Here is a 26,649-nt window from a genome sequence, read left to right on the forward strand (position 1 = left end):
ATGGGGTTGTCAAAGCGCGGAGAATGGCTCCGCGCGTCATGGACTGTGGGCGACGCAGGGCGTCACCGGAAGACCTCGTGTCTTCTGTGAGGAAGCGTACTCCGGAAGCCGTCCGAGGCAGCGCGGGCGTGCCAGGCCCCGGGGACGTTGTTCCTCGACGCAGTGCGTGCCCGGGTGGTTCGATGGGTGGACCATCTGGGGGAAGCCCACACCATGAAGCGCGCGTCGTCCCTGCCGTTGTCCTTGTTGTTCGTCGTGCTGCTCGGCGCGGGCTGCGCGTCCACGCCGGCCGCGCGGAAGTACACCCCGGTCGACACGGGGAAGGCGTTCCTCTGGGAGGTGAAGGGGGCAGGGGGAGGCACCGCGTACCTGGTGGGGTCCATCCACATGGGGAAGCCGGGGGCGCTCGCGTTGCCGGCGTCGATGGACGCGGCGTTCGGCAAGGCGGAGGTGCTCGCGGTGGAGGTGGACACGACGAGGACGGACGCGGCCGCGATGGGGAAGCTGGTGCGTGAGCTGGGGATGTTGCCGGAGGGGCAGCGCCTGACGCAGCGGTTGGACCCGGCGACGCGGGAGTTGTTGGGGAGAGCGGCGACGCGGCTGGGGGTGGAGGTGAAGGGGTTGGAGCGGCTGCGGCCGTGGCTGGCGGGGCTGGTGCTCAACAACCTGGAGTTCGAGGCGGCGGGCTACAAGCAGGGGCACGGCGTGGACCGGGCGTTCCTGGACAAGGCGCACGGGGTGCAGAAGCAGGTGGTGGAGTTGGAGACGGCGGACGGGCAGCTGCGGATGCTCGCGGGCACGCCGGAGTCGCTGCAGGACTTGATGTTGAGGGACCAGCTGCGACGGGAGCAGGGGCCTGGGGAGATTGTCGAGGCGCTCACGTCGGCGTGGCAGGCGGGTGACGCGGAGGGGATGGCGGGGCTGCTGCTGGAGGGGGCGAAGGATGAGACCTACCGGCCGGTGTACGAGCGCGTGTTCTTCGAGCGCAACGTGCAGATGGCGGACCGGCTGGAGGGGCTCCTGGGTGAGCCGCGCGTGCACCTGGTGGTGGTGGGCGCGGGGCACGTGGTGGGCGCGGAGGGCATCGTGGCGCTCTTGCAGAAGAAGGGGCACACGGTGCGACAGCTGCCGAGGGATGCGGCGGTGGAGTGAGGGGCGGGGCTACACGGGGGTGAACTTCGCGCCATTGGGCTTCAGGCGCTCCAGGGCCTGCTTGAGGTCCTGGGAGACGATGAGGGCGGTGCGCCAACCCTTGGTGCGGAAGACCTTGGCGTCGCCCACCTTCGATGTGTCGATGCGCATGTCGTCCACCGCGAAGTACTTCCCTTCCTTCCCGGGCGGCGCGTGCTTGGGGTCCCAGAACTGCACCTTGGACGCCTGCTCGTCGATGCAGTGGATGACCTTCGTGGCCACCAGGATGACGTACTGGTCCGGCTGGCCCTTGATGCTCACGGGGAAGGTCTGCACGTCGTCGGGAGCCATCTCCATGAAGAGGGTCGCCAGCCTCACGTGGAGGATGGGGACAACCCCCACGCCCGCGAGGCAGAAGTCCAGCGGCTTTCCTGGCGCATCGATGGACACCCAGAGAGGCCCCTGGACCTGGATGGGTTGCCCCGCCATGAACATCCAGGGGTCGTCCACCTCCTGGCCCGGGGCGCTTTCGATGTCGCCCAGGTACCAGTATCCAGCTCGGACGTCCTCATCCAGCCTGAAATAGCGACTTGGCATGACGTCGTTTCTAGCGGCTATCCGCCCCGAGTGACGAGGATGTTGAGCTCCGTCCCCTTCGTCGCCACTTCGTCGCCCAGTTGCTTGAGCGAGCGCGTCAGCACTGCGCGACACTCATCCACCCGGCGGCAGTCACCGAGCGCCTCGCGCAAACGATCCAGGATGCGTTGGTGGTATGCCTCTGGATGAGGCCCCTTGTGCCCATCGACGCGCACGATGTTCTCGGGGTCCTTCAGCTTCATCCCAGCCCGCTTGAAGAGTCTCTCGAACCTCGGGGTCCAAGGCCCTCCGCGCGCGGCGGACTTGCTGTTCTTGTTCGTCGCGAGGTGGTGCTTCTCGGTGCGCCCGCTCGCCATGGCGACCGCATGAGGCGCCAGCGCCACCGTGAAGCCCTCGGCCGACATCGCCACCGAGCGCACGCTTCCCACCGCCATGTACCGATAGCCCGCCTGCGACGCCACCGCGACCGCCGCCTGCGCCGAGCCCGGCAGCCCTGACGCCTTCGCCGCCAACCCCGCCGTGCTCCCAATCGCCGCCGTCGCGAGCATCATGAAGACTCGCGCCGAGTTCTCTCCGAGCACCTCGCCGTACGCCTCTCCCGCCGCGCTGAGCTCCTCGAAGCTCCGCGCCCGGTCCGCCGCGCGCACCAGCACCACCCAGCCATCCAGCACCCGCCACACCGTGTCCACGCCCAGGTACGCAATCGCTGTCGCCGTCAGCAGCGCCGCCAGCCCCTTGGACACGGGCTCGGGCAGCGCCCACAAGAGCAAGTACATGCTCACGGACGCCGTCACTGTCGCCAGCAACGCCTGGGGGTCCGTCGCATCCTCCAGCGCCTCCGCGGTCTCCTCCCACACCGCGTCCATCGCGATGGCCAGCGCCAACGAGTACCGGCCGTCACTCCCCAGCAACGGTCCCTCTTCCAGTAGGCGCAGACAGTCTCCAGGCTGCGACTTGCGCTCGCACCAGCGCCCGTAGTCCCGTGTCAGCGCGTCATCGGCGTACGTCTCCAGCAACCGGAGTCCTCCGACCTCCGCGTCCCCGCGCGGGACGAGCCTGGGGCCCTGAGGCTGGTACTCGTACACACCACTTCGCTCCGGCACACCGAAGCGCTCGCGGGCCTCTCTCAACGGGTGCTCGAAGGGCTTCACGTCCCGGGCGAGCACCACCAGGGCCTCTTCGAACTCATCGTCGTCCAACTCCACCGGCCCCGCGTCCTCTTCCTCGAAGGGCACATGGACCTCTGGCACGCCCTGGCCTGAGTCCAGTCGGACGACCCGCGTGCTCGAACAGCCCATCAAGGTCAGCGCCAACACCCACACGATGAAGCGATGCGCGCTCATCCAGCCCCCGTGCACATGACTTCGCGAGATTCGGGACGCAATAGCAAAGCAGTCCGACGTTCCACGGCGGTGTCCATCCAAAAGCCGAGGCGATGCGAGCGGCGCTCGTGGAGCAGACGCCGACACGGCCCGAAGTCCGGCCAAGACACCTCCGACAGAGACCTCCGCGCAGGCGCTCGCCGCCCTCCAGGAGGGTCACCAAGGTCATCGACAACGCCATCGCCTCCCGACGCTGGACAGACGAGGACGCCAGCGCCCTGCGCCGCACGCTGAACCGCCTGACCGCATCACAGCAAGACGAGGTCGTCCGCAGACTCGTCACCACCCTCAACTCCAACACCCTCGAGCTGCGCACCCATGGCGCTCCGTCCTGAGCCTCGCGCGCCTCATCTTCTCGAAACGGAAGAGCCGTGAGTCCTCGGCGATACACCCGACACGGCTTCGCTCTCAATCCCTGGCAATCCCGCGGTGAGCCGCGGGCGACGCAATCCAGACCCGGGGTGTCTCACGAACCCCGCGTCTCGCGATGTTTGCCTTCACGGACCGTGAACGCCATCCTGCCGCCCGGAGAGACATCCCGTTTCCTCCAGGAGAGACATCCATGACGAAGTACACCGCGAAGCTCGTGGGAATCGGCATCACGGCCCTTATCGGGACGGCGGCCTGGGCAGGCGCCAAGAGCACCAACACCGTCCTCGTCAACCTGTCCGCGATGAACGCCTCGGGCTCGATGGGCGACGCGCGAAACAGCGCGGACACCCGGCAGTTCATCGGCTGCTCCATCACCACGTACGTGGGGAGCGCGCCCACCCTCGGCTGCTTCGCGATGGATTCGGCCGGCAACTACGGCGGCTGTTCGTCGACCAACGCGGACCTGGTGGCGACCGCGCGATCCATCACGACCGACTCGTACCTCGTCTTCAACTGGGACGCGTGGACCTCCTGTACGTCCCTCCACGTGACGAACGCGTCGCATGGCGCGCCCAAGCAGCCGTAAGCCCGAAGGCCCGTGGGGATGCGCGCCCCCTTCGCGTGCATCCACATGGGCCGCCCTCCGCGATGACACCTCTGTCGAAGCCCCTCCTCCTGCTGAGCGCTTGCGCCACCGCGTTCCTCGCCGGACGCCAGACCGCCCTGGATACGAACGAGCAGGTCCTCCACGAGCTCGCGAACCAACGCGCGGTGTTCGACACGCTCCTGGCGCGAGCCTCCTCACCCTCTCCGGACGTGAATGAGCGGGTCCTCCGTGAACTCGCGAGCCAGCGCGCGGTGCTCGACACGCTGCTGGCTCGGACCGCCCCTTCACCCGACTCGCGCCAGGCCCTCACCCCCGAGGCCAGCGTCCCGGCCTCCGCCGAGAACCTCGCTGCCGCGCAGGAAGGCGAACGGCTCGTCGACGCCGCGCTCCGCGTCCGGCGCTGGACGAGCGACGATGCCCAGGCCTTCCGCGCCGCGCTCGCCGACATGACGCCGGACCAGCGCACCGAGGCCCTGCGTCGGCTCCTCACCGCCATCAACAGCCAGGCACTGCAGGTGCAGACCGGCGGCGCACCATTCTGAGACGGCGCAGGCCCTCCGCTTCGCCCGCGCGGGTCACGCCCGCGCCCACCGTGGCGACCGCGCTTCCCTTCCCCGCGCCTCACACCTGTCCGCTCCCCGGCACCACGCGTGCAATCGAGCCCGTGGGGCCCCGACTGCCCGTGAGCGAACGGACAGCCGGGCGACCTCCCACGTCGTTCACCCTTGCACTTCCACCCCACTTGCTTATTTTGCACGCCAAGTTTAATTTAACTGTCGAAACCTCGAAGCACTTATAAAAATAAGGTCAGACCCGCCGATGCCCATGGATGAGCTCGACTTCCGCCTGGTGGACCTGCTGCAGCGCGATGGCCGCGCGACGCAGCTGGAGCTGTCGCGCGCGGTGGGGCTGTCGCAGCCCGCGGTGGCCGAGCGCATCCGCAAGCTGGAGGAGCGGGGCGTCATCACCGGCTACGCGGCGCGCGTGGACGCGACGAAGCTGGGCAAGGACATCACCGCCTTCATCGGGGTGAGCATCGAACATCCGAAGTACTTCGAGGGCTTCGCCAAGAAGGTCCTCGCGCTGCCCGACGTGCTGGAGTGCCACCGCGTCGCCGGGCAGGACTCGTATCTGTTGAAGGTCAAGTCGGCCAACACGCGGACGCTCGATTCGCTCCTCGTGGAGACGCTGCGCACCATCGCCGGCGTCACCCGCACGCAGACCGTCATCGTCCTGTCGTCCATCAAGGAGGACACGCACGTCCGCGTGCCTCCCGAGCTCGCCAAAGGAGAGTGAAAGATGAGCGCCGATGCCATGAGCGCACCCCTTCCCCCGCCGCCGGTCTGGCGACTCGCCCAACGCATGTCGCGCATCAAGACGTCCGCGGTGCGCGAAATCCTCAAGGTGGCCGAGCGGCCGGACATCCTGTCCTTCGCCGGCGGCCTGCCCGCCCCGGAGCTGTTCCCCGTCCAGGCCATCGCCCAGGCGCACGCCCAGGTCATGGCCGACGAGGGCCCCGCCGCCCTCCAGTACAGCACCACCGAGGGCTTCGGCCCCCTGCGTGAGTGGATTGCAGGCCACCTGGGCAGGAAGGGCCGCGTCTGCGAGGCCAACCAGGTCCTCATCACCAACGGCTCGCAGCAGGGCATCGACCTGGTCGCCAAGGTGCTGCTGGACCCGGGCGATTTGGTCATCGTGGAGAACCCCAGCTACCTGGCCGCGCTGCAGACCTTCGGCGGCTACGAGGCGAAGTTCGCCACCGTGGAGAGCGACGACCAGGGCATGCGCATGGATGACCTGGAGCGGGTGCTGGCCACGTGCAAGCCCAAGCTGCTCTACATCGTCGCCAACTTCCAGAACCCCAAGGGCACCACCCTGGCGCTGGAGCGCCGCAAGAGGCTGGTGGAGCTGGCGCAGCAGCACCGCTTCCTCATCCTCGAGGACGACCCGTACGGCGAGCTGCGCTTCCGCGGCGAGCACCTGCCGTCCCTGGCCGCGTTCGATGACCAGGGCGTCGTCGTCTCGCTGGGCACGTTCTCCAAGACGCTGGCCCCCGGCCTGCGCATCGGCTGGGTGGCGGGTCCGCGCGACTTCGTGCGCAGCCTCACCATCGCCAAGCAGTCCACGGACCTGCACACCGCCACCCTCGCCCAGCGCGCGGTGGCCCGGCTGCTCAAGGACTTCGACTACTACGCGCACCTGGACGCGCTCACGCCCGTGTACGGCCAGCGCGCCAACGCCATGCTGGACGCGCTCAAGGCCTACATGCCCCAGGGCACCAGCTGGACGCATCCGGAGGGCGGCATGTTCCTGTGGGCCCGGCTGCCGCCCGGCCTGAGCGGGGACACGCTCCTGCCGCGCGCCATCGACCAGAAGGTGGCCTTTGTGCCGGGCAGCCCGTTCTTCGCCAGCGACCCGCGCTCGGAGTTCATCCGCCTCAACTACTCCAACCGCCCGCCCGAGCTCATCACCGAGGGCATGAAGCGGCTGGGTGGCGTCATCTCCGGCGCGCTCTAAGCCGCGCCCCTGACACCTCGAGGTCGTGCCGCGCCGCGTCGGACACCCGACGTGGCGCTTTCGTTTCCGCCCAAGTTGAATGTCGATTCAGGTTTCAACTCCATCGGTGCTGGCCAGGGCGGGCCGGGTTGCGTAGCCTTGGCGGCGGGTTTCCCGGCGGCACGGGCCCACAGGTGGGTTTCGACAGGCCGCCCCAACACACCGGAGAGAGACAGACATGCAGCTCAAGGACCTGAAGGTGATTGTGACGGGCGGCGCCCAGGGCATGGGCGCGCACTTCGCGCAGCGGCTGATGGAGGCGGGCGCGCAGGTGGCGGTGGGCGACGTGGCCGAGGACAAGCTGGCGGCGCTGCCCGCGGGCATCCACCGGCGCAAGCTGGATGTGTCGTCGGAGGCGGACATCACGTCGTTCGTGGCCTGGGCGCACGGGGCGATGGGCGGGCTCAACGGCCTCATCAACAACGCGGGCATCCTCCGCGACGCGCTGCTGGTGAAGAAGGACCGGACGACGGGCGAGGTGAAGAAGCTGTCCACCGCGGACTGGAACGCCGTCGTCGGCGTCAACCTCACGGGCGCCACGCTGATGGTGCGCGAGGTGGTGGCGAAGATGGTGGAGACGGACCAGAAGCCCGGCGTCGTGGTGAACATGTCGTCCATCGCCCGGCACGGCAACCGTGGTCAGTCCAACTATGTGTCCGCGAAGGCGGCGCTGGCGGCGAACACCGTGACGTGGTCGCGCGAGTTCGGCCCGTTCGGCGTGCGCGTGGGCGCGGTGGCGCCGGGCATGATTGAGACACCGATGACGCAGGGCATGAACCAGAAGGCCCGCGACGCGCTGGTCTCCGCCATCCCCGTGGGCCGCATCGGCCTGCCCGAGGACATCTGGCTGGCCGTGAAGTTCATCCTCGAGTGTGACTACTTCAACGGCCGCACCATCGACGTCGACGGCGGCCTGAGCTTCTAAGGCCGTCGCAGTGCGGGCGCGTCTCCGTCACCCCGAGGAGACGCGCCGCACACGCCGCTATCGCCGGCTGGCGGCCTCGACCTTCGTCGGGTGCAACATCACCGGCTGCCCCGTGTAGAGCAGCTTGTAGGCGCCGTAGCTGCCGAGCACGTGCTTCACGTACTCGCGTGTCTCGTCGAACGCGATGTGCTCCACCCACTCGTCGAGCTCCGCCTGCGGCAGCGCCTGACGCCAGCGGTCCACCGCGTGCGGCCCCGCGTTGTACGCCGCCACCGCGTACGCGACGTTGCCACCGAAGCGGTGCAACAGCTGCCCCAGGTACGCCGAGCCCAGTCGCACGTTCTGCGCCGGCTGCAGCAGGTTCGACTCACCCACGTCCCCCAGCTTCAGCGCCTGCGCCACCTGCTTCGCCGTCGCCGGCATCAGCTGCGCCAGCCCCAGCGCCCCCGTGGACGAGCGCGCCGTGGGACGGAAGCGGCTCTCCTCGCGGATGAGCCCCTGCATCAAATCCGGGTCCACCTTGGACGCCTTCGAGTACCGCTGGATGACGTTGCGGAACGCCAACGGCCACGTCGCCTCCCACACCGGACGTGACTCGGGGCTGAGCGGGCCCTGCACCTCGCGCCGCAGCGACTCGCGCGCCACCTGCCGCGCGGCCCGCTTGCGCCCCGTGCGCACCATCGTCTGGTAGAGCAGCCGCGCCGGCGCCTCCGACAGCCCTCGCGAGTTCACCGCGAGCAGCTCGTCCGCCGCGCCCGGATGCCCCAGCCGCAACAGCTCCACGCCCGCCGCGAAGCGCACGTCGTGACGCAGCGGCCCCGGCGGCAGCGGCCACACCTCGTCCGCGGGCTCCTCCGCGGCCCCGCTCGCCCCAGGCACCGGCGACAGCCGCCCCAGCCGCTCCGGCGCCAGCATCGCCAGTCGCGAGCGCGCCAGCATCCCGTACCAGGTCGCGGGCCGCTCGGTGGCCAGCTGCTCGTAGTCATCGAGCGCGGTCGCGCTCGTCAGGGGCACGGGCTCGCGCACCCGCGCGCGCCAGTACCGCGCCCGCCACAGCGCCTCGTCCGTGCGCGACGCCGCGGGCAGCCGCTCCACCGCCTCGAGCGCCGACAGCGCCTCCGCCTTCGCCTCGCGCCGCGTGTGCAGCCAGAAGGCCCGGAAGAGCGCCTCCGACGCGAAGTTGCCCGCCGGGTAGCGCTCCGCCGTCTCCTGGTAGCGCGCGAGCGCCTCATCCAGCTGCCCCGTGCGCTGCAGCAGCCACGCCTCGAAGAAGAGCGCGTCATCCGCGTACCCATGCTCGGGATAGTCGCGCGCGAGCGTGGCGTACGTGGTGATGGCCGACCTCGGGTCCACCACCGACTGCGAATAGCCCAGCACGTAGAGCGCCTGCGGCCGGTACTCCGCCGACGTGCACTTCTCCACCACCGGCGTCAGCATCTGGATGGCGCGGCGGTGCTGGCGCTCCTTGCGCAGCGCGCGCCCGAAGGCCAGGTGCGCCCGACACGACAGCTCATCCGGCGGGTCCACCTGGGACATCACCCCCGCGAGCAGCTCCGTCGCGGGCCCGTGCCGGTGCAGCTCCACCAGCGCCTCCCCACGGCGCACCTTCCACTTGAGCGGCAAGGGCAGCCCCTTGAGCCGCTCCTTCGCGCGCTGCGCCTCGCGCGACAGGGGGCTCGTGGCCCACACCTCCAGCAGCGCGCGGTGCTCGACGTTGTACAGCCCCTGCGCCCGCGCCAGGTCACAGATGGCCAGCAGCGCCTTCATCCGCAGCGCATCCGGCCCCCGCGCCTGCCGGCTGTCGATGAGCTCCTGCAGCGCCTGCAGCGCCCCCGGGATGTCCCGCTGCCGCTGCAGCACACGCGACAGGCTGAAGCGTGCCTCCGCGTACAGCGGCGAGCCCGCGCTCACCTCGCGGTACTGCGAGGCGGCCAGCTCCAACCTGCGCAGCTTCTCGTTCGCCTGCGCCGCCCACAGCAGGCAGTGGTCCTTCAACGGCACATAGTCCACCGCCAGCGCCGACAGCTCTTCCGCGGCAGTTGAGTAGTCGCGGCCGAGCAGCGCGCTCTGCGCCCGCAGGAAGCGCACCGGCAACGTGGGCTCCTGGTCCGCGAGCAGCGCGCGCGCCTTCGCGAAGCGTCCCCTCCGCACCTCCGAATGCGCCCGCGCGAGAACCCCTTCCGCGAAGTAGGGCGCGAGCTGCTCCGGGCCGAACGACGCCACGGACAGCTCCGCGCCCGAGGGCTGCTCGGCGGGAGTGTCGAGGAGCTGTTCGAGCTGCTCCTCCGACAGCACCTCTCCCGGCTCTCCCTCATCGGGAGCCTGCGCCCACGCGGAGCCCGCGCCGCCCACCAGGCCCGCGCACGCCACGCACACCGCCATGGCACTCGCGCGCAGCCGACGTCGTCCATCCATGCATGCCCTCGTCGCGTTTCGGGCCGCTGAGGATTTGCACGCCGGGCGGAGTTGGGACCGGGCTGCGCGCACGCCACACGCGCACCCGTCGTCCAGGCGATACACGCGCGCGACGTGTCCGCGCGTCACTGCCAGAAAGCCAACGGAAGCCCCTCGCGCGCACGTGGGTGCGCCTGCGCCAGGGTGCCTCCGGAGACGACGTCACGCGGGGCGCAAGGCCGCCCTCACCCGCTCCGCGAGCGCGCGGTTCATCCCCTCATAGGCGGCCCGGAACGCGTCCCGCCGGGGCTTGCCCATGAACCACGTCACCACGCCGCTGAAGTCCTCGCCGTGCACCAGCCGCGTCCCGGAGCCCTCGGGGCGCAGCTCGAACCCGTGCCGGCCGAACATCAGCCCCGGCACGCCGCCCGTCCACTCCAACCTCATGGGTGGCTCCACCCGCGTCAGCGTGGCGCGAAAGCCGAACACCCGCCCCGAGCCATCCGGCGAGCGCGCCTTCATCGCCACCCGCGCGCCCACCTCCACCCTCCCGTGCGCCTCCAACATCAACGGGTTCCACAGGGGATAGGCCTTGAAGTCACACAACACCGCCCACACGGCGTCAGGGGACGCGTCGATGAAGGCCTCGGTCCTCAACTGGAACATCCACCCCCCTCGCGCCCTTCGCTTCTGGCCACTGCAAAGTCACACCCACGCCGTCACCGGTGTGAAGCCAACGCTCACATGCCTCCCGGGACGATTGCGGGATGACAGGCGAATCGCGAGTTTCTAAGTTAATCAGGAACAAGCGGAGATAACGTGAGTTCCCCGGATTGGAAGCCGGGACTCGCTCTCCGCGCCGCCAGGTGGAACGAGCCACCACGGGCCGCCCTCCGGGACATCGGATGGGGAGCCCAGACCAGGGGTGCACGGCGAGGGGCACCCACCGCTAGTAGAGGTCGACGGGCATCATCGCGCCCGCCTCGAACTCCGGAGCGCGCCGCAGCTGGTCCAGCACGCGAGGCGCGCAGCGCAGGTGGAGCATGGGCATGGAGCCCGGCTCGCTCACCGAACGCACGGAGCCCAGGAGGTGGTGCGCCTCGAGCCAGCGCATGAAGCTCTCGTGGAAGCGAGCGCTCTCCGCCAGCCCGGCCCGTTGGACCTCCGCCCGTGACAGGGGCGGGGGCCGTGCGGGCGCGCGCGCGCGGGGAGGCGCGGGCGTCTCCCGGGGCATCACGGTGATGTCGATCCACTCGGGCTGCGTGCGCGCGCTGGCCATGCCTGGCAAGGCTCGCACACCCGAGGAGACGCGGGGAACCCCCGCCGCGAAGCCGTCTCCGGGTTCGCCATTCTTTCTGCTCATGGCCTCATCCTCCCCCGGGCCCGGCGCTCGACTGGCGCCGACCCCGGTTTCGACCCACCACCGTCACCTGAAGACAGCCAGGCCCTTGCCCGTTCGGTGACCACCAGAGCGAGGAAGCTTGACCGCATTGGCCAAAATCAAATCCCGCACCTCGAGCGCCGTCAAGTCAGGGGCGCGGCACCGATAGAGCGCCGCGATACCGGCTACATAAGGCGCCGCCATGCTGGTGCCACTCATTCGTTCGTAGAACGCCTGGTTGTTACAACGCCGCTCGGTGCTCGAGTACACATTGACTCCGTAACCCATGACGTCGGGTACGACGCGGCGCTCCACGACACCGCTGGCGGAGAAATGAGCCACGTTGCGCTCGAAGTCGACTGCACCGACGGCCAGGGACTCGTCAAAGGCGGCTGGATAACCAACCGTGTCGGGTCCACTGTTACCTGCCGCGACAACAGGCAGCACGTTGCTGTCGAGCAGCCGACGGATCATGGTCTGCAGCGCGCGCTGGTTGAGGCGGTAGTCGGCCTCCGAGATGCCCGGCGGCGGCTTGAGCGGGAAGCCCAGGGACAGGTTCACCACCGCGGGGCGGGTGACGTTCTGCGGGCTGCTGAACTGGTGCAGCAGCCACTCCATGCCGGCGGCCACGCGGCCCAGGCTGGTGCGGATGGTCTCCGATTCGATGACGGACGCGACGTAGAGGTCCACCTCCGGGGCGACGCCGTGGTGCGTGCCCGCGGCGATGCCGCACACGTGGGTGCCGTGGCCGTCCGGGTCGAAGCCGCGGATGTCCCGCGCCGGATTGTGCGGCGAGTTGGGGAACAGCGACACGTAGCGGAACTGGATGACCCTGGCGGCGTGCTCGGGGTGGTCGGCGTCCACGCCGGTGTCGAGCACGCCGAGCAGCACGCCGGCGCCGCGGATGCCCTGGGCGTGGGCCAGGGGGACACCGCTCTCCTCGGGCCACTCGCGCTCGGCCAGGGAGCTCATGCCCCGGTTGCGCGGGCCGGACTGTCCGGCGGACACCGGTCCGGGGAACGACAGGGGCACCACGTCGGGGATGAACTCGAAGTCGGCGGCGAGCTCGCCGCGCGCCTCGGCCTCCGTGGCGTCCGAGTAGAAGTGGGCCATGGTGGCGCCGATGAGCGGCATGAAGCGGAAGCTGCCCGCCTCGCTCCCCGTCTGCTCCGAGACAGGAGCGCCGGGCAAGGGCGGGGTGGTCGCGTCCGCGCCACGGGTGGTGGGGCGCTTCACCTTCGAGCCCTTCGCGACGCGCTTGCGCGCCTCCTGCCCGCTGACGGGAGGACGGGGACCGGGCAGCGTCGCCGAGCGCAGGCCCAGGAGCGACAGCGTGTCCGGCGCGCGGTTGGCGACGGTGAAGCGAAGCGCCGTGGTGCGCGGCAACACGCGCTCACCCTGCTGCGTGCCGCGAGGCCCGACGCGGGCCTGCGTTTCGATGGACTCCTTGGGGACCAACAGGTAGGACTTCATGGGTTGTCGACTCCTTGAACCACCGTGCAACGCGGATGGCGACGGACAAGGGCCACCCGTATCCAGACCGCGTCCGCCATGCCCGGAGCCTCGCGAGCCCGGCGGATGTGAAGGCGCGCTTGCTGGGCGCGCGTCTGCCGGGACCTCCCGCCCGGCGTGATGAGACCTCCCGGAATCCCTGAAGCCATTGTGAGATTGGACAGGGCCGACCTGACAATTAAAGCAGGGTTTACAAGCTGTAGACGCCTGAGCCCCCCTGTTTCGGTCCTGGCGGGACTTTCTGGAGCGTCGGGAAGTATGAAGGAGGCCCTCTGACTGCTCGGAGCGGCACAGGAGGGGTGTCCGCCAGCCGACCCGGGCCGTCCGGGCGGCAGGGGCGGCAGAGGGGGAAGTTCGCCTCCCCACAATTGTTCGCCTACGTCGCCCCCGACGGATTAAGTGGGGCGGACGGTCCGTCCTCTGGAGCCATCGACGTGATTCCTTACTGGCATGCCCCCTCGCTGAAGCTGGGGCCCCTCACCATCGAGCCCTTCGGCATCTTCGTGGCCGCGGGCATCCTGCTGGCCGCCAACCTGCTTGGCCGCCAGGCGAAGCGGCAGGGGTTGGACCCCACGCCGCTCGCCGACTACGCCCCCTGGGGCGTGGGCGTGGGCGTGCTGGTGGGACACTGGGTGCACCTGTTCTTCTACCACCCGGAGGAGCTGTCCAAGAGTCCGTTCCAGATTCTGAAGGTCTGGGATGGGCTGTCGTCCTTCGGCGGCCTCGTCGGCGGCATCATCGCGGCCATCTTCTTCTTCCGGCACCGCAAGCTGCGCTTCAACGACTACGCGGATGCGTTCGCGCTGGGCGTGGCGCCGGGCTGGGCGGTGGCGCGGCTGGGGTGCTTCGCGGTGCATGACCACCCGGGCGTGCGCACCGACTTCTTCCTGGCGGTGGCGTTCCCCAACGGGCCCCGCCACGACCTGGGCATGTACGACGCCATCGCGCTCTTCGCCATCTCCGGCCTGCTGTACGCGCTGCGGGACGTGGAGAAGATGAAGGGGCGGCTGTTGCCGCTGCTGGCGATTCTGTACGCGGCGTGCCGCTTCGGCTTCGACTTCCTGCGCGCCACGGACATGAGCTACGTGGACGCGCGCTACTTCGGGATGACGCCGGCGCAGTACGGCTGCTTCGCGCTGGTGGCCTACGGCCTGTGGGGCCTCTTGCGCCGCCGCGAGCCGAGCGCCCAGGCCACCGCGCCGGGCGAGGGCTCCCACGCGGGCCACCCCACGCACCGACGCGCGGGCTGAGCCACCCCACGCCCGGGCCCCTTCACACGGGCTCGGGCATCCGGAGGTTCGCGAGCTTGCGCTCGGCGAGCACCGAGTGGATGTGGGCGATGCGGCCATCCGCGCCCAGGTCCACGCGCACCACCGCCCGCGTCGCGAGCATCGGGTCCTTCGCGGGCGCGAGAATCATCACCAGCGCGGGCAGGCCGTTGAGCCACTGCAGCTCCACCGCTCGCGGCGAGCCGCGCAGCTCCATCAGCTTCGTCAGGAACGTCAGCACGCGGCGCGCGCCCACCACGGGCACCAGCGCGGCGCGCACCTCGCCCCGGCCGTCCGAGAGCGCCTTCACGTCGACGGACAGGAGCGCCTCGGCCGCGGCCACGTCCCGCTCGAGCAGCGCCGCCATGAAGCCCTCCAGCGCCGCGAGCGTGCGCTGCTGGAGGTCCCTGGTCGGCACGCAGCGCTCGCCCTCGTACGCGGCCATGGCCGCCCGGGCGCGGTGGTGCACCACCTTCACGTGCGCCTCGCTCATGCCCAGCGCCTGGGCCACCTCGCGCACGGAGGAGTCGAACACGTCGCGCAGCAGCAGCACCGCGCGCTGCTTGGGCGTCAGCGCCTCCAGCGCCAGCAGGAAGGCGAAGGAGACGCTCTCCAGCAGCTCGTAGCGCCCCTCCGTGGAGCCGCCTCCGGGCAGCCTCGCCTCCACCGCGGGCGGCACCTCCTCGTCCCCCGTCTCCAGGGGTGACGGCAGCCACGTCCCGACGTAGCCCTCGCGACGGCGACGGCGCAGCGAGTCCCGCGACAGGTTCACCGCCACCCGCGTCAGCCAGGGGCGCAGCTCCTCGTGCCGCGCGGGCGGCGAGGCGAGGGCGCGGGCGAAGGTCTCCTGCACCAGCTCGTCCGCGTCCGCCGCCACGCCCGTCATCCGGTAGCACAGGCCCCAGAGGTAGCGCTCGTGCTCGCGCGCCGCCTCCTCCAACACCCCTCGTGACAGGTCCGACATGGCCTCAGGCTCCCACCGCCAGGCGACGCGGCGCCACCTCCGCGTGATGGAGCAGCGCGCGCTCCACGGACTCCGCGCTGGCGAAGGACGCGTCCGAGAGCATCCCCTCCCCGCCGACCCAGTCTCCCACGCGGAACAGGCCCGCGACGTGCGGCACCGCGGGCGCGGGCCTCCCCGACAGGCCGCCCGTGCTCGCCGTCGGGAGCCAGTGGCTCACCACCAGCGCGGGCCGGAAGCGGCGGGCGACGAGCACCTCGCGCCAGCCCGGCTGCAGCGCGTCCATCACCGCCTCCAGCTCCGCCTCGGTCGCCTCGGGGGCGGACGGCGACAGGTACTTCATCACGTGCACCATGGCGCCGCCCTCCGGCCCCAGCCGGGCATAGGCCGAGTGCACCGAGGCGTACCATGGGCCATCGACGCCGAGCGCGAAGAGGGACTCGCTCCTGGGCAGCCGCGACAGGCCCAGCTCCAGCGTGGCGGCCCGGATGGGCGTGGCGCCTTCCGCCTCCTTCGCGAGCACCGCGTCCCCGGGCAGCAGCGACGCCACGTCCCTGGGGCTCCCCGCGAGCACCACCGCGTCCGCCGCGCGCACCGAGCCATCCGACAGCCGGAGGCCGCGCACCTGGCCCTGCTCGACGACCACGCCCTCGACGCGCGCGGACAGCTCCAGCGTCGCGCCGGACGCCTTCGCCACGGCGGCCACCGCGTCCACCAGGCCGGCCCAGCCGTCATCGAGGTAGAGCACGCCGGCCTCGATGGCGAGCTGCACCTGCGTCACCGCGGCCTCCGCGCTCAGCGTGTCCAGGTCCGAGGCATAGGTGGCCACGCGCACGAGCGCGGCGACGAGGGCGCGCCCGTCCTCCCGGGACATGCGCGTGTCGAGCCACTGGCGCATCGGCACGTGCGTCAGCGGCTCCGTGTCCACGCGGCGCAGGCTCGCGAGCAGCCGCGCCATCTCCAGCTTGCTGCTCAACTGCAACACATCCGTCGTCAAGAGTGACACGGGCCCGCGCGGCAGCGTGTGCAGTCTGCCGGCGCGCAGCGCGTAGGAGCCGCCCGACTCTCCGGCGACGCGGCCCCGCGGCTTCACGCCCAGGCGTCCGAGCACCCGCATGCCGGCCCCCGCCCGGTACAGCGCATGCGGCCCCAGGTTGAAGCGGAAGCCCTCCACGTCCGTCGTCTGCGCGCGACCGCCCAGGTGCTTGGAGCGCTCGTACAGCGTCACCGCGCAGCCGCCGCGCGCCAGCAGCGCCGCCGTCGCCAGGCCGCCCAGCCCTCCTCCCACCACCGCCACCTTCTTCGCCTCCATGTCCGTCCTCCGTCGCACCGCCGGGGGAAGTCCCGGCGTTCGACGACTCCACGAAAATGGGCGGCGAAAGGTTACAGGGGCTCGACGAACAGCCCGCACGCGGCCCTTGTTGGGGCCAGGCGCGAAACGCCGCGGCCCACGCACACGCGCCCACGAAACGCCCGAGGTCGATGACCGCCGCCCCCGCCGCGCCCTGGACTGTCGCGCGCACCGGTCGGTGATAGGGTGGCTCCCGCTTCGCGAAGGGGGACGACATGCGCCACACCATCTCGTACATCGCCATCGTCACCGGGCTGCTGCTCGCCGGCTGCGACCACGTGAACGGCATCCAGGTCAACGGCGGCCATCGCACCGCCGCGAAGCGCGCGCAGCCGTTCAAGCTGCCGGACCCCAACCCGAGCGATGAGCCCGTCTACGGCCCCGCTCCTTCGTCGTCGGGCGCCGACGCGAAGACAGACGCCCAGTCCTCCTGAGCGTCCGGCCGTTCACCTCGACGAAGCACCCGAGCCCGGGGACATGGCGCGTCGCAGCCCGATGACACGCGTGGGTTGCGCAGCTTTCCCCGCTCGGGTGTCAGGCCCTCGTGAGCCCTTCCCACCGGCGATTCCATCCCGCGCCGGTCATGTGGAGAACTCGACTACGGTGCGGGATTCAGAGCCGTCGGAGAATGCCATGCGCAACGTCGCCGTCGCCGTCATCGCCAGTCTCTTCTTCACGGGTTGCAGCAACTACTGGTGGCTCGCCCGCGCGCTCTTCCCCGGCCACGAGGTCGGTCACCCGAGCGACCGCGGCGGTAGCCGGAACTTCCAGGAGCCCCCTCCGAATCCCTCCAGCGAGCCCGTGTACGGACCGGACCGCTCCTCGGATGCTCCGGACGCGAAGCAAGAAGAGTCCAAGACCGCCAGCGACAAGCCCTGAAGCGCTTCGCGCCAGCGCGGCCCATCGCTGAAAAACCGTGGCCCCGCCCTACGTCGCGGCACGTCATGGGCGTGCGGACCTGGCCCTTCGAGACGTCGTCTTCGCGCATCGTCAAGCCAGGTTCGCGACACGGACTTGATACAGATTTCGCCGCGACAAGAACCTTCCGCTCCGAGTGGCGTGAGACATCTCGACCGGGTCTGTTTCACCTCGGACCTGGAGCGAAGACGACCCCACACGTCGCGGCAACCGAGGCAATGTCAGAGGTAGTCGTAGGATGATGCGTGCACGGCGGATTCCCCGCCGGGACTGGACAAGGCACGCATCCATGAAGACGCTCCTCGCCGCCCTGCTCACGCTTCCCCTGCTCGCCTGCGGCCCCGCGCCCGAGGCGGAGCCCACCGCGGCTCCCGCGGACACCGAGAGCCTGACGCAGTCGAGCGAGCTGTCCTCCGCGCCCCGCGAGCGCTCCATCCGCCTGCGCACCGGCGTGACGCTCCGCTATGTGGAGCAGGGCTCGCGGCGTGGCCCCGCCGTCGTCTTCCTGCACGGCTACACGGACTCGCACCACACCTGGGACCTGAACCTGTCGCGCTTCTCACGCGACCTGCACATCTACGCGCTGGACCAGCGCGGCCACGGCGACTCGTCCCGCCCCGCGTGCTGCTACACGCAGCAGCACTTCGCGGCGGATGTGGCGGCCTTCCTCGACGCCGTGGGTGAGCCTCGCGCCATCCTCGTCGGCCACTCGATGGGCAGCTTCATCGCGCAGCAGGTGGCGCTGGACCACCCGCGCCGCGTGGAGGCGCTGGTGCTGGTGGGCTCGGCCCCCACCGTCGCGGGCAACGAGGTGGCCCTGGGCCTGAAGTCCGTCGTCGACGAGCAGGTGGGCACCGTCGACCCCGACTTCGTGCGCGAGTTCCAGTCGAGCACCTTCGTGCGCTCCGTGCCCGCGTCCTACCTGGACACGCTCGTGTCGGAGAGCCTGAAGGTCCCCGCGCGCGTGTGGCAGGACTCGCTCGACGGGCTCATCGCGGAGGACCACTCCCAGCGCCTTGGCTCCATCCGCGTGCCCGTGCTCGTGGTGGGCGGAGACCAGGACGGCTTCTTCCCCGTCGCGCAGCAGCAGGCGCTCGTCAATGCGCTGCCCGACGCGCGCTTCATCCTCTACCCCGACACCGGCCACGCGCCCCACGCGGAGCTGCCGCGGACCTTCGTGCGCGACGTGAGTCAGTTCATCAAGCGCGTGACGCGGTAGTCCCTCGACGGCCCGCGTGAGGCACTCCCGGGCGGGTGTGCCTCACGCGGTGGTATCCGCGCCCTCGGGCTTCAGGCTCTGCCCCGGGACATCCGAGCGCGCGAGCAGCACGGCGGCCGTGAGGATGAGCACCCCGCCCAGGCCCTGACGCAGGCTGAGCCGCTCGTTCAGGAAGAGCGCGCTCAGCACCACCGCCGTCAGCGGCTCCATGTTGGACACCAGCGACGTGTTCACCGGGCCGATGCGCGCCATGCCCAGGAAGAAGAGGAACACGGCGGCCACGGTGGAGATGAGCGACAGGCCCACCACCGCGGCCCAGCCCAGCGTCGTCGTGGGGAAGGACGGCCCCTTCACCAGCGTCGCCAGTCCGAAGGTGAGCCCCGCGGACATCAGGATGACGGTGCTGGAGACCAGCGGCCCCGCGCGGCCCGCCACGCGCGCGCTGGTGACGACGTACACGGCATACAGCAGCGCGGACAACAGCCCCAGCGTCACCCCCAGCGGCGTCACCCCACCCTGGCTCAGGTCCGCCGTGAGCCCCGTGCCGCACAGGGCCAGCACCACCGCCACCCACTTGATGCGCCCCAGCTTCTCGCGGAAGACGAACACCTGGAGCAGGGCCACCAGCGCCGGGAACGAGTACAAGAGCAGCGCCACCAGCCCCGCGGGCGCGTGCTGGAGCGCGGCGAAGTACACGCCCGCCTCGCTCACGTAGCCCACCGCGCCCAGCAGGATGAGCGACACCAGCAGGCGCCCCTTGGGCAGCGGTTGGCGCATCGCCACCATCACCGCGCCGAGCACCGAGCCCGCCAGCGTGAAGCGCAGGAACAGCAGCGTGGAGACGTCCGCGCCGGCCGCGTAGGCCAGGCGCCCGAAGAGCCCGAGCGCGCCGAAGCACGCACCGGACAGGGCCACGATGAGGAAACCAGCGGTGCGGTTCATGACGGGAGCGACGGCACGCTGCTCCATGCCGCCCGCCTTGTCACGCGTCGCGCGGGGCCCAGGCCTCGCACGGCCCCGCGGTCACCAGTTGTTCACCGAGCGCAGGTCGAAGACGTCCGGGAAACCATTGGCGCGCAAAATTTGTGTGGCCACCGCGCTGCGGCCTCCGGCGGCGCAGTACACCACCACGGGGGTGCCGGGCGGGCCGACCTCCTTGACGCGCTGGGGCAGCTCCTGCACGGGGATGTTGCGAGCGGCCTCGGGGTGTCCCTGCTGGAACTCCTGAGGGGTGCGCACGTCCAGCAGCACCGCGCCATCGGCGACGAGCTGCCGGGCCTTCTGTGACAGTTCCTGGGGCGTCATGGGCGACAGCATGCCCTACTTGCCCGGGGCAGGGCTCGCTCGTCGCGCGGGTCCTGTTCCCTTCAAGGCACATCCCCCGGCTCAGAGCTCCACCGTCTCCTCGAAGCCGCCCGCCCTCACCGTGAGCGACTGGAGCGCGGGGAAGCGCTCGCGCGCCTGGGCCACCACCGTGGCGAGCGCGTCCTTCGCGGCCTCCTCCCGGTCGTAGCAAAGGGTGAGCTCGCGCAGGCTGTCCGAGCGCAGCTCGTGCACCCCCACGCCGTCCCCGGGGAAGAACTCGAACGCGCGCAGCCTGGGCAGGAACTCCACCAGCAGCGCCAGGATTCGGTTGCCTTCACCCAAGGACCACGTCTCGGTGGTGTCCACCCGCGCGCGCCGACGCCGCCAGACGAAGGCCGGCTTCAGGGTGATTCGGCTGCTGGCGTCGCCGCTCCACTCCGGCGTGAAGCCGTGCTCGCGCAGCACCTCGACGATGGTGCGCCCCACCGCCGCCGCGTCCTCGCTCACCTTCGCGTCCTCCGCCTCGGTGCGCTCGTCCTCGCGCGCGTCGTCCTCCGCGTCGTTGACGAGCCCATAGGCCAGGTGCAGCGGGTGGCCCTCCATCGCGGAGGCCGCGTCCTGCTGGTCGAAGAACACCGTGCCGACAATCGTCTCGCCCTGCTCCCGGCGCAGGTCCGCCAGCTCGCGCGACACCTCCCACCCGCCGCTCATCGTGGTGGACGCGGACATCTCCGCCACGAAGCCCCGCGCGCGCAGCACGTCGAACGCCGCCTCCAGCCGGTCCGCGGGGATGACGTCCGGCCAGGTCTTCTCCTCCTCGGCGCGCGCCCGCACGTGCGCGCAGACCTGCTCCAGCACCCGACGCCGCAGCCGGTCGTCGTCAATTTCATCCCAGTCCGGCATGCCCAGGTAGTCGAAGAGGCTGTTCAACGGGTGGTGGCCGTACTCGAACTGCTCGAGCACCGCCTCCACCACGCCCGGCACCCGCGCGGCCTCGTCCTCGGGCTCCGGGGCCCTCATCGCCTGGAATCCCAGCGCCCCCAGCTTCGCCGCCAGCGCCAGGGCCTGGGCCTCCAGCCCCAATCGCCGCGCGCATCCCGGCTCCGGGACATCCCCGCGCGTGGTCGCCAGCGTCTCGAGCTGGAAGCGCCACTCGCGCCTGTCGAAGGTGTGCACGCCCACCTCCAGATGGCCGTCCCCTCGCCACTCGACCACGGCGTCGTGCCCCGCGGGCTCCAGGACCTCCTGCGCCAGCGCGAGCACCCGCAGCTCCCACTGCTCCTGCTCCGACGGAGGACGCGGGGCGAGCGCCCTGAGCCGCTTCGCCAGCGCCTCGACCTCCTCGAGCAGGCCTTGCTGCTTCGCCCACAGCCGCAGGTGCACCTCGCCCAGCGTCGACGTCAGGGTGCGGAAGGCGACCTGTCCCGTGTCCGGGTCGACTTCGTCGACGTTGACGTAGCCCCGAGGCGGCGCGTGCCAGGTGGTGACGCCCAGCGAGAGCGCCTCGCCCAGCACCTCCCGGGCGACTTCGCGGATGCGCCCCCGCAGCTCCTCGTTCTCCATCTGTCGCGTCCTTCCCGGTGGGTGGGGGGCCGGCGCCGTGTACGGGCTTGCCACGAGGAAGAACGCCCAGGTGCACGGGATGTCGCATCGGCCCACACGGTGCGAGCCCGCGAGGGGGTGCCCGGTGGCGACGGAAAACTGGAGCCGGCGCCCAGGCGCGCTACAGTTCTGTGCCATCATGTCACTCGACAAGCAGGCACTGCTCCTCCAGCTCGCCGAGCGCCTCCAGCAGAGCGACCGGCTGGCCCACAGGGCCGAGGCCGAGGCTCGCGAGGCGGCCCGCAGCCTGGCCACCGAGTCGGAGAAGAAGGAGGACGGCCGCGCGGCGTTGGAGTTCGGCAGCCTGGCCACGGGGCAGGCCAACCGTGCCCGCCGGGTGCAGGAGGAGCTCCAGGCGCTGACGCACTTCGGCCAGGCCCCCATGCCGCGCTTCTCGCGCCAGGGCCCGGTGGGACTGGGCGCGCTGGTGGACGTCAGCACCGAGGACGAGGAGGGCTTCGCCGAGCGGACCTTCTTCGTGCTGCCCGTGGGCGCGGGCACGGAGCTGACGGGCCCCGGCGGCGACGGCTTCCTGTCCGTCATCACCCCCGCATCCCCGGTGGGCCGCGCGCTCATGGGCCGCAAGGCGGGAGACACCATCGAAGTGACGCTGGCGGGCGAGGTGCGCGAGTGGACGGTGCTCGAGGTCGCCTGACGCCGGGTGTCCCGCCCTGGTCGTCCGGGGTGTCAGGCCCCCGACGCTCGGCGAGGGAGCACTAGAACCATGGGCCCGGCCACGCCTGAATCCGGGAAGAAGATGTCTCCACCTCCCCCAGCGCGCACGCCCCAGGCGCACGCCTCCGCCACCCTGCTGCCGCTGACCTGGCCCGCGGCGCTCATCGGCCTGCTGTTCGGCGTGCTGATGACGTACGTGCCCTACGAGTTCCGGGTGGCCGCGTTCCGGCCCCTGTACCCGTACGTGCGGCTGCTGGGCGTCGTGTACCTCACCGGCAGCATCGCCCTGATGGGCGCCCTGCTGTATCCGCGCGCGCCGCGCTGGCTGGACGTGGGCGGACGCCTGCTCCTGGGCGTGGCCATCGCGCTGTACTGGTGGGTGCTCAACGTGCTGCCCGGCAGCCTCACGGGCATCGTGCTGTACCCGCTGCTGTTCGTCGGACTGCTCCTGGAGGGGATTCCCGCCCTGCGCCAGCGCGCCATGCTGCGGGGGCTCGCCGCCCTCACCGGCACCGCGTTCGGCGTGGCGCTGCTGTCCGTGCCGGAGCGCTTCCCGCTGTCCGTCTACGCGCACCTGGCCCCGCTGCGGCCGCTGGTGGGCCTGCTCTTCGCGGCGGGCGGCGTGGGGCTGCTCCTGCCCGCGCGCTGGCTGCACCCGCGCGTGCCCGCGCTGCTGATGGGCGTGCTCGCGGTGCCCTTCTCGCTGCTGGCGTACGCGCTGGCGCGGGGCGCGTCGTGGCTGGGCGCCAGCGTCTACACCGTGCTGGCGCTCGCGTGTGTCGCGCAGGCGGTGAGCTGGCGGCCGCGCGCGCCGCGCACGGTGGGCTGGAAGCTCTTGCGCGGGCTGGCCTTCGCGGGCCTGGTGCCGCTGCTCGCGCTGGGGGGACTGGCCGCGTACCTGGCGCAGAAGGCCATCGAGAAGCAGGTGCGCGACGACACGCGCTACGCGGCGGCGGGCGAGGCGGACTTCACCCGGCGCTACCTGGATGACTCGCGCGAATCGCTGTACCTGTTGCTGGAGTCACCGGGTTTCCGCGCCGCGCTCATGAGCGGGGAGCGCGAGTCCCTGCGGCCGTACCTCTCCAACCTCGCCGCGCGCGAGCGCACCTTCCACGCCGCGCTGGTGCTCGACGAGCGCGCGACGGTGCTGGCCACCTCCGAGGGACTGGAGGGCTGGGGCTTCCAGATGCGGGAGCTGTTCCCGGAGGCCCCCGCGCCCGGGGAGCTGCCGCTGTCGCTGCCCTTCACCCGGCCGCCCGACAAGCCGCTCGTGGCCGTGGCCCTGCCCTTCCAGCTCGACCTCCACGGCGCGCGCCGGGGCCTGCTCGTGGGGCTGCTCTCGCTGGAGCGGCTGAGCGAGGCCGCCACGCCCGCGTCGCGCCGCTTCCGCGTGCAGGTGCTGGACCGGCGCGGACAGAAGATCCTCCGGGACACCGCGCCGGGCGCCCAGCTCTTGGGCTCCGCGCACCTGCCGGAGGCGCTGCAGGAGGAGCTGGCGCGGCCCGGTGGCGGCGTGCTGGAGGCGTTCGACGCGGCGGACCGGCGCGTGCTCGCGGCCGAGGCGCCCGTGGAGGGCTCGCCCTGGAGCGTCGTGGTGACGCAGGAGCTGGGCGTGGCGTACGCGGCGATTACTCGCATGAGCGCGGCCGTGGTGGGGCTGGTGCTGATGGGCGTGTTGCTGGCCCTGGCGCTCTCGCAGCTCGTCGCGCGCGACGTCATCCGCCGGCTGGGCACGCTGCGCGAGGCCACCGCCGCCCTGGCCGCCGGCGACCTCACCCGCCGCGTGGAGGTGGAGGAGGACGACGAGCTGGGAGAGCTGGCGCGCGGCTTCAACGAGATGGCGGACCGCACCGGCGCCACGCAGGCGGAGCTGAAGGAAGCGGTGCGCGCGCGCGAGGAGTTCCTCAGCGTGGCGAGCCACGAGCTGCGCACGCCCCTCACGCCACTCAAGGGCTTCGCGGCCCTGACGCTCCAGCGACTGGAGAAGAGCGGCGACTTCCCGGAGCGCGAGCGGCTGCTCAAGGCGCTGCGCTCCATGGCGCGGCAGACGGAGCGGCTGGCCCGGCTGGTGGATGACCTGCTCGACACCGCGCGCATCCAGGGCGGACGCTTCGAGCTGGAGCGCCAGCGCGTGGACCTGCTGCCCGTGCTGCGCGAGGTGATGGAGCGCTTCGAGCTGCGCGGCGAGGGCGGCGTCACCTTCGAGCTGCGCGTGCCCGAGCACCCCGTGGAGGGCGACTGGGACGCGCCCCGGCTGGACCAGGTGCTCACCAACCTGGTGAGCAACGCCGTGCGCTACTCGCCCCAGGGGGGCCTGGTCCGCGTGACGCTGGAGGAGGCGCCCGACAGCATCCACGTGCACGTGAAGGACGAGGGCATCGGCATCCCCCCGGAGAGCCTGGCGGGGCTGTTCCGTCCCTTCGCGCGCGCTTCCAACGCCACCGCGCGCCACTACGGCGGCCTGGGCCTGGGCCTGTTCATCTGCCGCGAAATCGTGGAGCGCCACGGCGGCACCATCTGGGCGGAGAGCCCGGGGCCGCAGCAGGGCAGCGCGTTCCACGTCCGGCTGCCGCGCAACGTCGCGCCGCCCGCCGTGTCCGACGCGGCCGCGTGACTCAGGGCTCGGGCGCGCCCGGCACGGACAGCCACTCGTCCGGGATGTCGCCCCGGGGCAGCTCCAGCACGAAGGTGGAGCCCTGCCCCAGCGCGCTCGTGGCCTTCACCGTGCCGCCGAACGCCTCGACAATCTGCCGGGTGATGTAGAGCCCCAGCCCCAGGCCGCCGTAGTGCCGGTCACTCACCGCGCGCTCGAAGCGCTCGAAGATGCGCGGCAGGTCCTGCGCGGAGATGCCGATGCCGCCGTCCTCCACGGTGAGGCGCGCGGTGCGCCCGTCCGCCTCCACCGTGAGGCGCACGGGCTGGCCCGCGCCGTACTTCAGCGCGTTGGACAGCAGGTTCGTGACGACCTGCTCCAGCCGCAGCCGGTCCCACCGCCCCAGCACCGGCACCGGCGCGTGCATCTCCAGCGAGCAGTGGAGCTGGGCCGCGGACGGCGCGAAGCGGTAGAGGATTTCCGCCGCCACGCTCGCCAGGTCCATCTCCTCCAGCTCCAGCTTCAGCCGGCCGGCGGTGATGCGCGACACGTCCAACAAGTTGTCGACCAGGCTGGTCAGCTTGCGCACCTGGCGCTGCACCACGTCCAGCGTCTCGGAGACGCGCTCGGCGGACACGGGCTTGCCGTGGGCGGCCAGCACGTCCACCTGCTTCTGGAGCAGCTGAACCTTGAGGTGCAACGGCGTCAGCGGCGTCTTCAGCTCGTGGCTGGCGATGCCCAGGAACTCGTCGCGAAGCCGCACCGCCTCGCGCGCCTCGCGCAACAGCCGCGCGTTGTCCAGGGACAGCGCCGCCCGGCGCGCCAGCTCCTCCGCCACCCGCTCCTCCTCGTCACCGAAGGCGGGCGCCCCCTCCGAGCGGAACAGCGCCAGGGCGCCGATGACGCGTCCGCGCGCCACCAACGGCACGCCCAGGTAGCGCGTCACCCCGAGGAGCGCGAACAGCCGCGCGTGCTCGGAGTCCCGGGTGAGGGCCTCCACGTGCGCGTCCGACAGCTCGGCCACCCGCTCGGTGCGCCCGGTGAGGAACAGGGCCGGCAGCCCGCGCGGGTCCAGCGGGTCCGGCGGGTAGCGCCGCAGCATGTCCACCAGCAGGACGTGGCGCTCCGGCTCCGCGTGCACCGCCGCCGCCGCGCGCACCGCCTCGCCGCCGGCCCCCAGGAAGAACACCCCCGCGTCCGCCAACGTGGGCACGAGCAGCCGCAAGAGCGGCTCCACCCGCTCCTCGTTCTCCAGCTCCGCGGCCAGGAGCGCGCCCGCCTCCGCGAGCAGCCGCGCCGCGCGCATCGCGTCCAGCCGCGGCTCCTCCATCACCTCCCGCGCGCGCAGCAGCACGCCGGCCGGCTTCGCGCCGGGCTCCTGCCCCACCGGGAACACGCTCCCCTCGAGCACCACCCGCGTGCCGTCCGGACGGCGCAGGCCCCAGCGCTCGTCGCGCACCCCCTCGCCCGCGAGCGCCCGGGACAGCGGTGACACCGCGGGCACCCCACCGCCCTGGTCCAACCGAACCCAGACGCAGCCTGGAAGATTGCCGTGAGGCTCGATTCTCTCGGGCGGGGGAATACGAAAGCGCGACCCGGCTTCGGAGTTGAAGGCGAGCACGCGGCCCGTCGCATCCATCAGCAGCACGGCCTCGCCCGTCTGCTCCACGAGCAGGCGCAGCGCCGCATCGCTCAACCGGGCTTCCGCCCGTTCCGCGAGCGCCTGATGAATCAAAGAAAGCTGGGCGCGGCCAGAGGACATGAGTTCAGGGACTTTCCGCTCGTGGCATGGTGGCATCCCCACCCGCCTGAAGGAAGACAACTCCCCGCCCTCGCACAACATCCAACGGCACGCGGTCCGAATCCCTGCCCCGGGGTCAGGCCAGCCCCCTTGCTTGGA

At 71.3% G+C, this 26,649-nt stretch carries 24 protein-coding genes; 12 read left to right on the forward strand and 12 right to left on the reverse strand.

Annotated features, from left to right (window positions below):
• Window positions 1-213 precede the first annotated feature (213 nt).
• Window positions 214-1,152 (forward strand): TraB/GumN family protein, encoded by a 939-nt coding sequence (locus VZQ01_RS18355; RefSeq protein WP_426748503.1) that lies wholly within the window; start codon window positions 214-216, stop codon window positions 1,150-1,152.
• Window positions 1,153-1,161: 9 nt separating this feature from the next.
• Here VZQ01_RS18355 and VZQ01_RS18360 read toward each other — a convergent pair whose 3' ends face one another.
• The gene (locus VZQ01_RS18360; RefSeq protein ID WP_141330985.1) at window positions 1,162-1,728 is read right to left on the reverse strand and encodes an imm11 family protein; all 567 of its coding nucleotides are present in this window, start codon (window positions 1,726-1,728) and stop codon (window positions 1,162-1,164) included.
• A 17-nt stretch (window positions 1,729-1,745) separates the two neighbouring features.
• Window positions 1,746-3,071, reverse strand: a complete 1,326-nt coding sequence (locus tag VZQ01_RS18365; RefSeq protein ID WP_426748504.1) for an AHH domain-containing protein — start codon at window positions 3,069-3,071, stop codon at window positions 1,746-1,748.
• A gap of 601 nt (window positions 3,072-3,672) precedes the next feature.
• Here VZQ01_RS18365 and VZQ01_RS18370 point away from each other — a divergent pair.
• From VZQ01_RS18370 to VZQ01_RS18390, 5 genes are all read left to right on the forward strand, one after another.
• The gene (locus tag VZQ01_RS18370; RefSeq protein WP_223751967.1) at window positions 3,673-4,068 is read left to right on the forward strand and encodes a hypothetical protein; all 396 of its coding nucleotides are present in this window, start codon (window positions 3,673-3,675) and stop codon (window positions 4,066-4,068) included.
• 62 nt (window positions 4,069-4,130) lie between these two features.
• The gene (locus VZQ01_RS18375) at window positions 4,131-4,631 is read left to right on the forward strand and encodes a hypothetical protein (protein ID WP_426748505.1); all 501 of its coding nucleotides are present in this window, start codon (window positions 4,131-4,133) and stop codon (window positions 4,629-4,631) included.
• 277 nt (window positions 4,632-4,908) lie between these two features.
• On the forward strand, window positions 4,909-5,385 hold the full coding sequence (locus VZQ01_RS18380; RefSeq protein ID WP_082164907.1) for an Lrp/AsnC family transcriptional regulator: 477 nt from the start codon (window positions 4,909-4,911) through the stop codon (window positions 5,383-5,385).
• A gap of 3 nt (window positions 5,386-5,388) precedes the next feature.
• Window positions 5,389-6,606 carry an aminotransferase-like domain-containing protein gene (locus tag VZQ01_RS18385; RefSeq protein ID WP_223751969.1) on the forward strand — a complete coding sequence of 406 codons (1,218 nt, stop codon included), beginning with the start codon at window positions 5,389-5,391 and terminating at the stop codon, window positions 6,604-6,606.
• A gap of 217 nt (window positions 6,607-6,823) precedes the next feature.
• The gene (locus tag VZQ01_RS18390; RefSeq protein ID WP_223751970.1) at window positions 6,824-7,570 is read left to right on the forward strand and encodes an SDR family oxidoreductase; all 747 of its coding nucleotides are present in this window, start codon (window positions 6,824-6,826) and stop codon (window positions 7,568-7,570) included.
• Between the two features lie 57 nt (window positions 7,571-7,627).
• On the opposite strand, the gene VZQ01_RS18395 is transcribed toward VZQ01_RS18390, so the two are convergent.
• The 4 genes from VZQ01_RS18395 to popC form a co-directional block, all read right to left on the reverse strand.
• On the reverse strand, window positions 7,628-9,985 hold the full coding sequence (locus VZQ01_RS18395; protein ID WP_426748506.1) for a lytic transglycosylase domain-containing protein: 2,358 nt from the start codon (window positions 9,983-9,985) through the stop codon (window positions 7,628-7,630).
• Window positions 9,986-10,186: 201 nt separating this feature from the next.
• Window positions 10,187-10,630, reverse strand: a complete 444-nt coding sequence (locus tag VZQ01_RS18400) for an SRPBCC family protein (RefSeq protein WP_426748507.1) — start codon at window positions 10,628-10,630, stop codon at window positions 10,187-10,189.
• A 283-nt stretch (window positions 10,631-10,913) separates the two neighbouring features.
• A complete protein-coding gene (popD, locus tag VZQ01_RS18405; protein ID WP_046710407.1) occupies window positions 10,914-11,327 on the reverse strand; it encodes a PopC secretion inhibitor PopD in 414 nt (137 codons plus the stop codon).
• Between the two features lie 63 nt (window positions 11,328-11,390).
• Complete coding sequence (popC, locus tag VZQ01_RS18410; protein WP_141330969.1) at window positions 11,391-12,818, reverse strand: subtilisin-like protease PopC; 1,428 nt, start codon at window positions 12,816-12,818, stop codon at window positions 11,391-11,393.
• A 473-nt stretch (window positions 12,819-13,291) separates the two neighbouring features.
• On the opposite strand from popC, the gene VZQ01_RS18415 reads away from it, so the two are divergent.
• A complete protein-coding gene (locus VZQ01_RS18415; RefSeq protein ID WP_223751973.1) occupies window positions 13,292-14,107 on the forward strand; it encodes a prolipoprotein diacylglyceryl transferase in 816 nt (271 codons plus the stop codon).
• A gap of 22 nt (window positions 14,108-14,129) precedes the next feature.
• Here the strand turns inward: VZQ01_RS18415 and VZQ01_RS18420 are convergent, their stop codons facing one another.
• Both VZQ01_RS18420 and VZQ01_RS18425 read right to left on the reverse strand, forming a co-directional pair.
• A complete protein-coding gene (locus VZQ01_RS18420) occupies window positions 14,130-15,089 on the reverse strand; it encodes a sigma-70 family RNA polymerase sigma factor (protein WP_426748508.1) in 960 nt (319 codons plus the stop codon).
• A gap of 4 nt (window positions 15,090-15,093) precedes the next feature.
• Window positions 15,094-16,398 (reverse strand): phytoene desaturase family protein, encoded by a 1,305-nt coding sequence (locus tag VZQ01_RS18425; RefSeq protein WP_426748509.1) that lies wholly within the window; start codon window positions 16,396-16,398, stop codon window positions 15,094-15,096.
• A 254-nt stretch (window positions 16,399-16,652) separates the two neighbouring features.
• On the opposite strand from VZQ01_RS18425, the gene VZQ01_RS18430 reads away from it, so the two are divergent.
• The 3 genes from VZQ01_RS18430 to VZQ01_RS18440 all read left to right on the forward strand — a co-directional run bounded on the left by VZQ01_RS18430 (window position 16,653) and on the right by VZQ01_RS18440 (window position 18,574).
• Entirely contained in the window at window positions 16,653-16,871 is a 219-nt protein-coding gene (locus tag VZQ01_RS18430) for a hypothetical protein (protein ID WP_223782102.1), read from the forward strand.
• A gap of 199 nt (window positions 16,872-17,070) precedes the next feature.
• A complete protein-coding gene (locus VZQ01_RS18435) occupies window positions 17,071-17,316 on the forward strand; it encodes a hypothetical protein (protein WP_426748511.1) in 246 nt (81 codons plus the stop codon).
• A 328-nt stretch (window positions 17,317-17,644) separates the two neighbouring features.
• Window positions 17,645-18,574 (forward strand): alpha/beta fold hydrolase, encoded by a 930-nt coding sequence (locus VZQ01_RS18440; RefSeq protein ID WP_426748513.1) that lies wholly within the window; start codon window positions 17,645-17,647, stop codon window positions 18,572-18,574.
• 42 nt (window positions 18,575-18,616) lie between these two features.
• Here the strand turns inward: VZQ01_RS18440 and VZQ01_RS18445 are convergent, their stop codons facing one another.
• From VZQ01_RS18445 to VZQ01_RS18455, 3 genes are all read right to left on the reverse strand, one after another.
• Window positions 18,617-19,543 carry a DMT family transporter gene (locus tag VZQ01_RS18445; RefSeq protein ID WP_223751979.1) on the reverse strand — a complete coding sequence of 309 codons (927 nt, stop codon included), beginning with the start codon at window positions 19,541-19,543 and terminating at the stop codon, window positions 18,617-18,619.
• A gap of 54 nt (window positions 19,544-19,597) precedes the next feature.
• Window positions 19,598-19,879, reverse strand: a complete 282-nt coding sequence (locus VZQ01_RS18450; RefSeq protein ID WP_141330090.1) for a rhodanese-like domain-containing protein — start codon at window positions 19,877-19,879, stop codon at window positions 19,598-19,600.
• A gap of 81 nt (window positions 19,880-19,960) precedes the next feature.
• On the reverse strand, window positions 19,961-21,442 hold the full coding sequence (locus VZQ01_RS18455; RefSeq protein WP_426748514.1) for a DUF6891 domain-containing protein: 1,482 nt from the start codon (window positions 21,440-21,442) through the stop codon (window positions 19,961-19,963).
• A 178-nt stretch (window positions 21,443-21,620) separates the two neighbouring features.
• Between VZQ01_RS18455 and VZQ01_RS18460 the strand changes: the two genes are divergently transcribed.
• Window positions 21,621-22,136 carry a GreA/GreB family elongation factor gene (locus VZQ01_RS18460; RefSeq protein WP_141330071.1) on the forward strand — a complete coding sequence of 172 codons (516 nt, stop codon included), beginning with the start codon at window positions 21,621-21,623 and terminating at the stop codon, window positions 22,134-22,136.
• A gap of 69 nt (window positions 22,137-22,205) precedes the next feature.
• Window positions 22,206-24,770, forward strand: coding sequence for a sensor histidine kinase (locus VZQ01_RS18465; RefSeq protein ID WP_426748515.1), 2,565 nt, complete (start codon window positions 22,206-22,208; stop codon window positions 24,768-24,770).
• A gap of 1 nt (window position 24,771) precedes the next feature.
• Here the strand turns inward: VZQ01_RS18465 and VZQ01_RS18470 are convergent, their stop codons facing one another.
• On the reverse strand, window positions 24,772-26,445 hold the full coding sequence (locus tag VZQ01_RS18470) for a sensor histidine kinase (protein ID WP_223751982.1): 1,674 nt from the start codon (window positions 26,443-26,445) through the stop codon (window positions 24,772-24,774).
• Window positions 26,446-26,649: the final 204 nt, after the last annotated feature.

The organism is Myxococcus faecalis (assembly GCF_050039385.1).
In the GTDB taxonomy this organism is placed as follows: domain Bacteria; phylum Myxococcota; class Myxococcia; order Myxococcales; family Myxococcaceae; genus Myxococcus; species Myxococcus fulvus.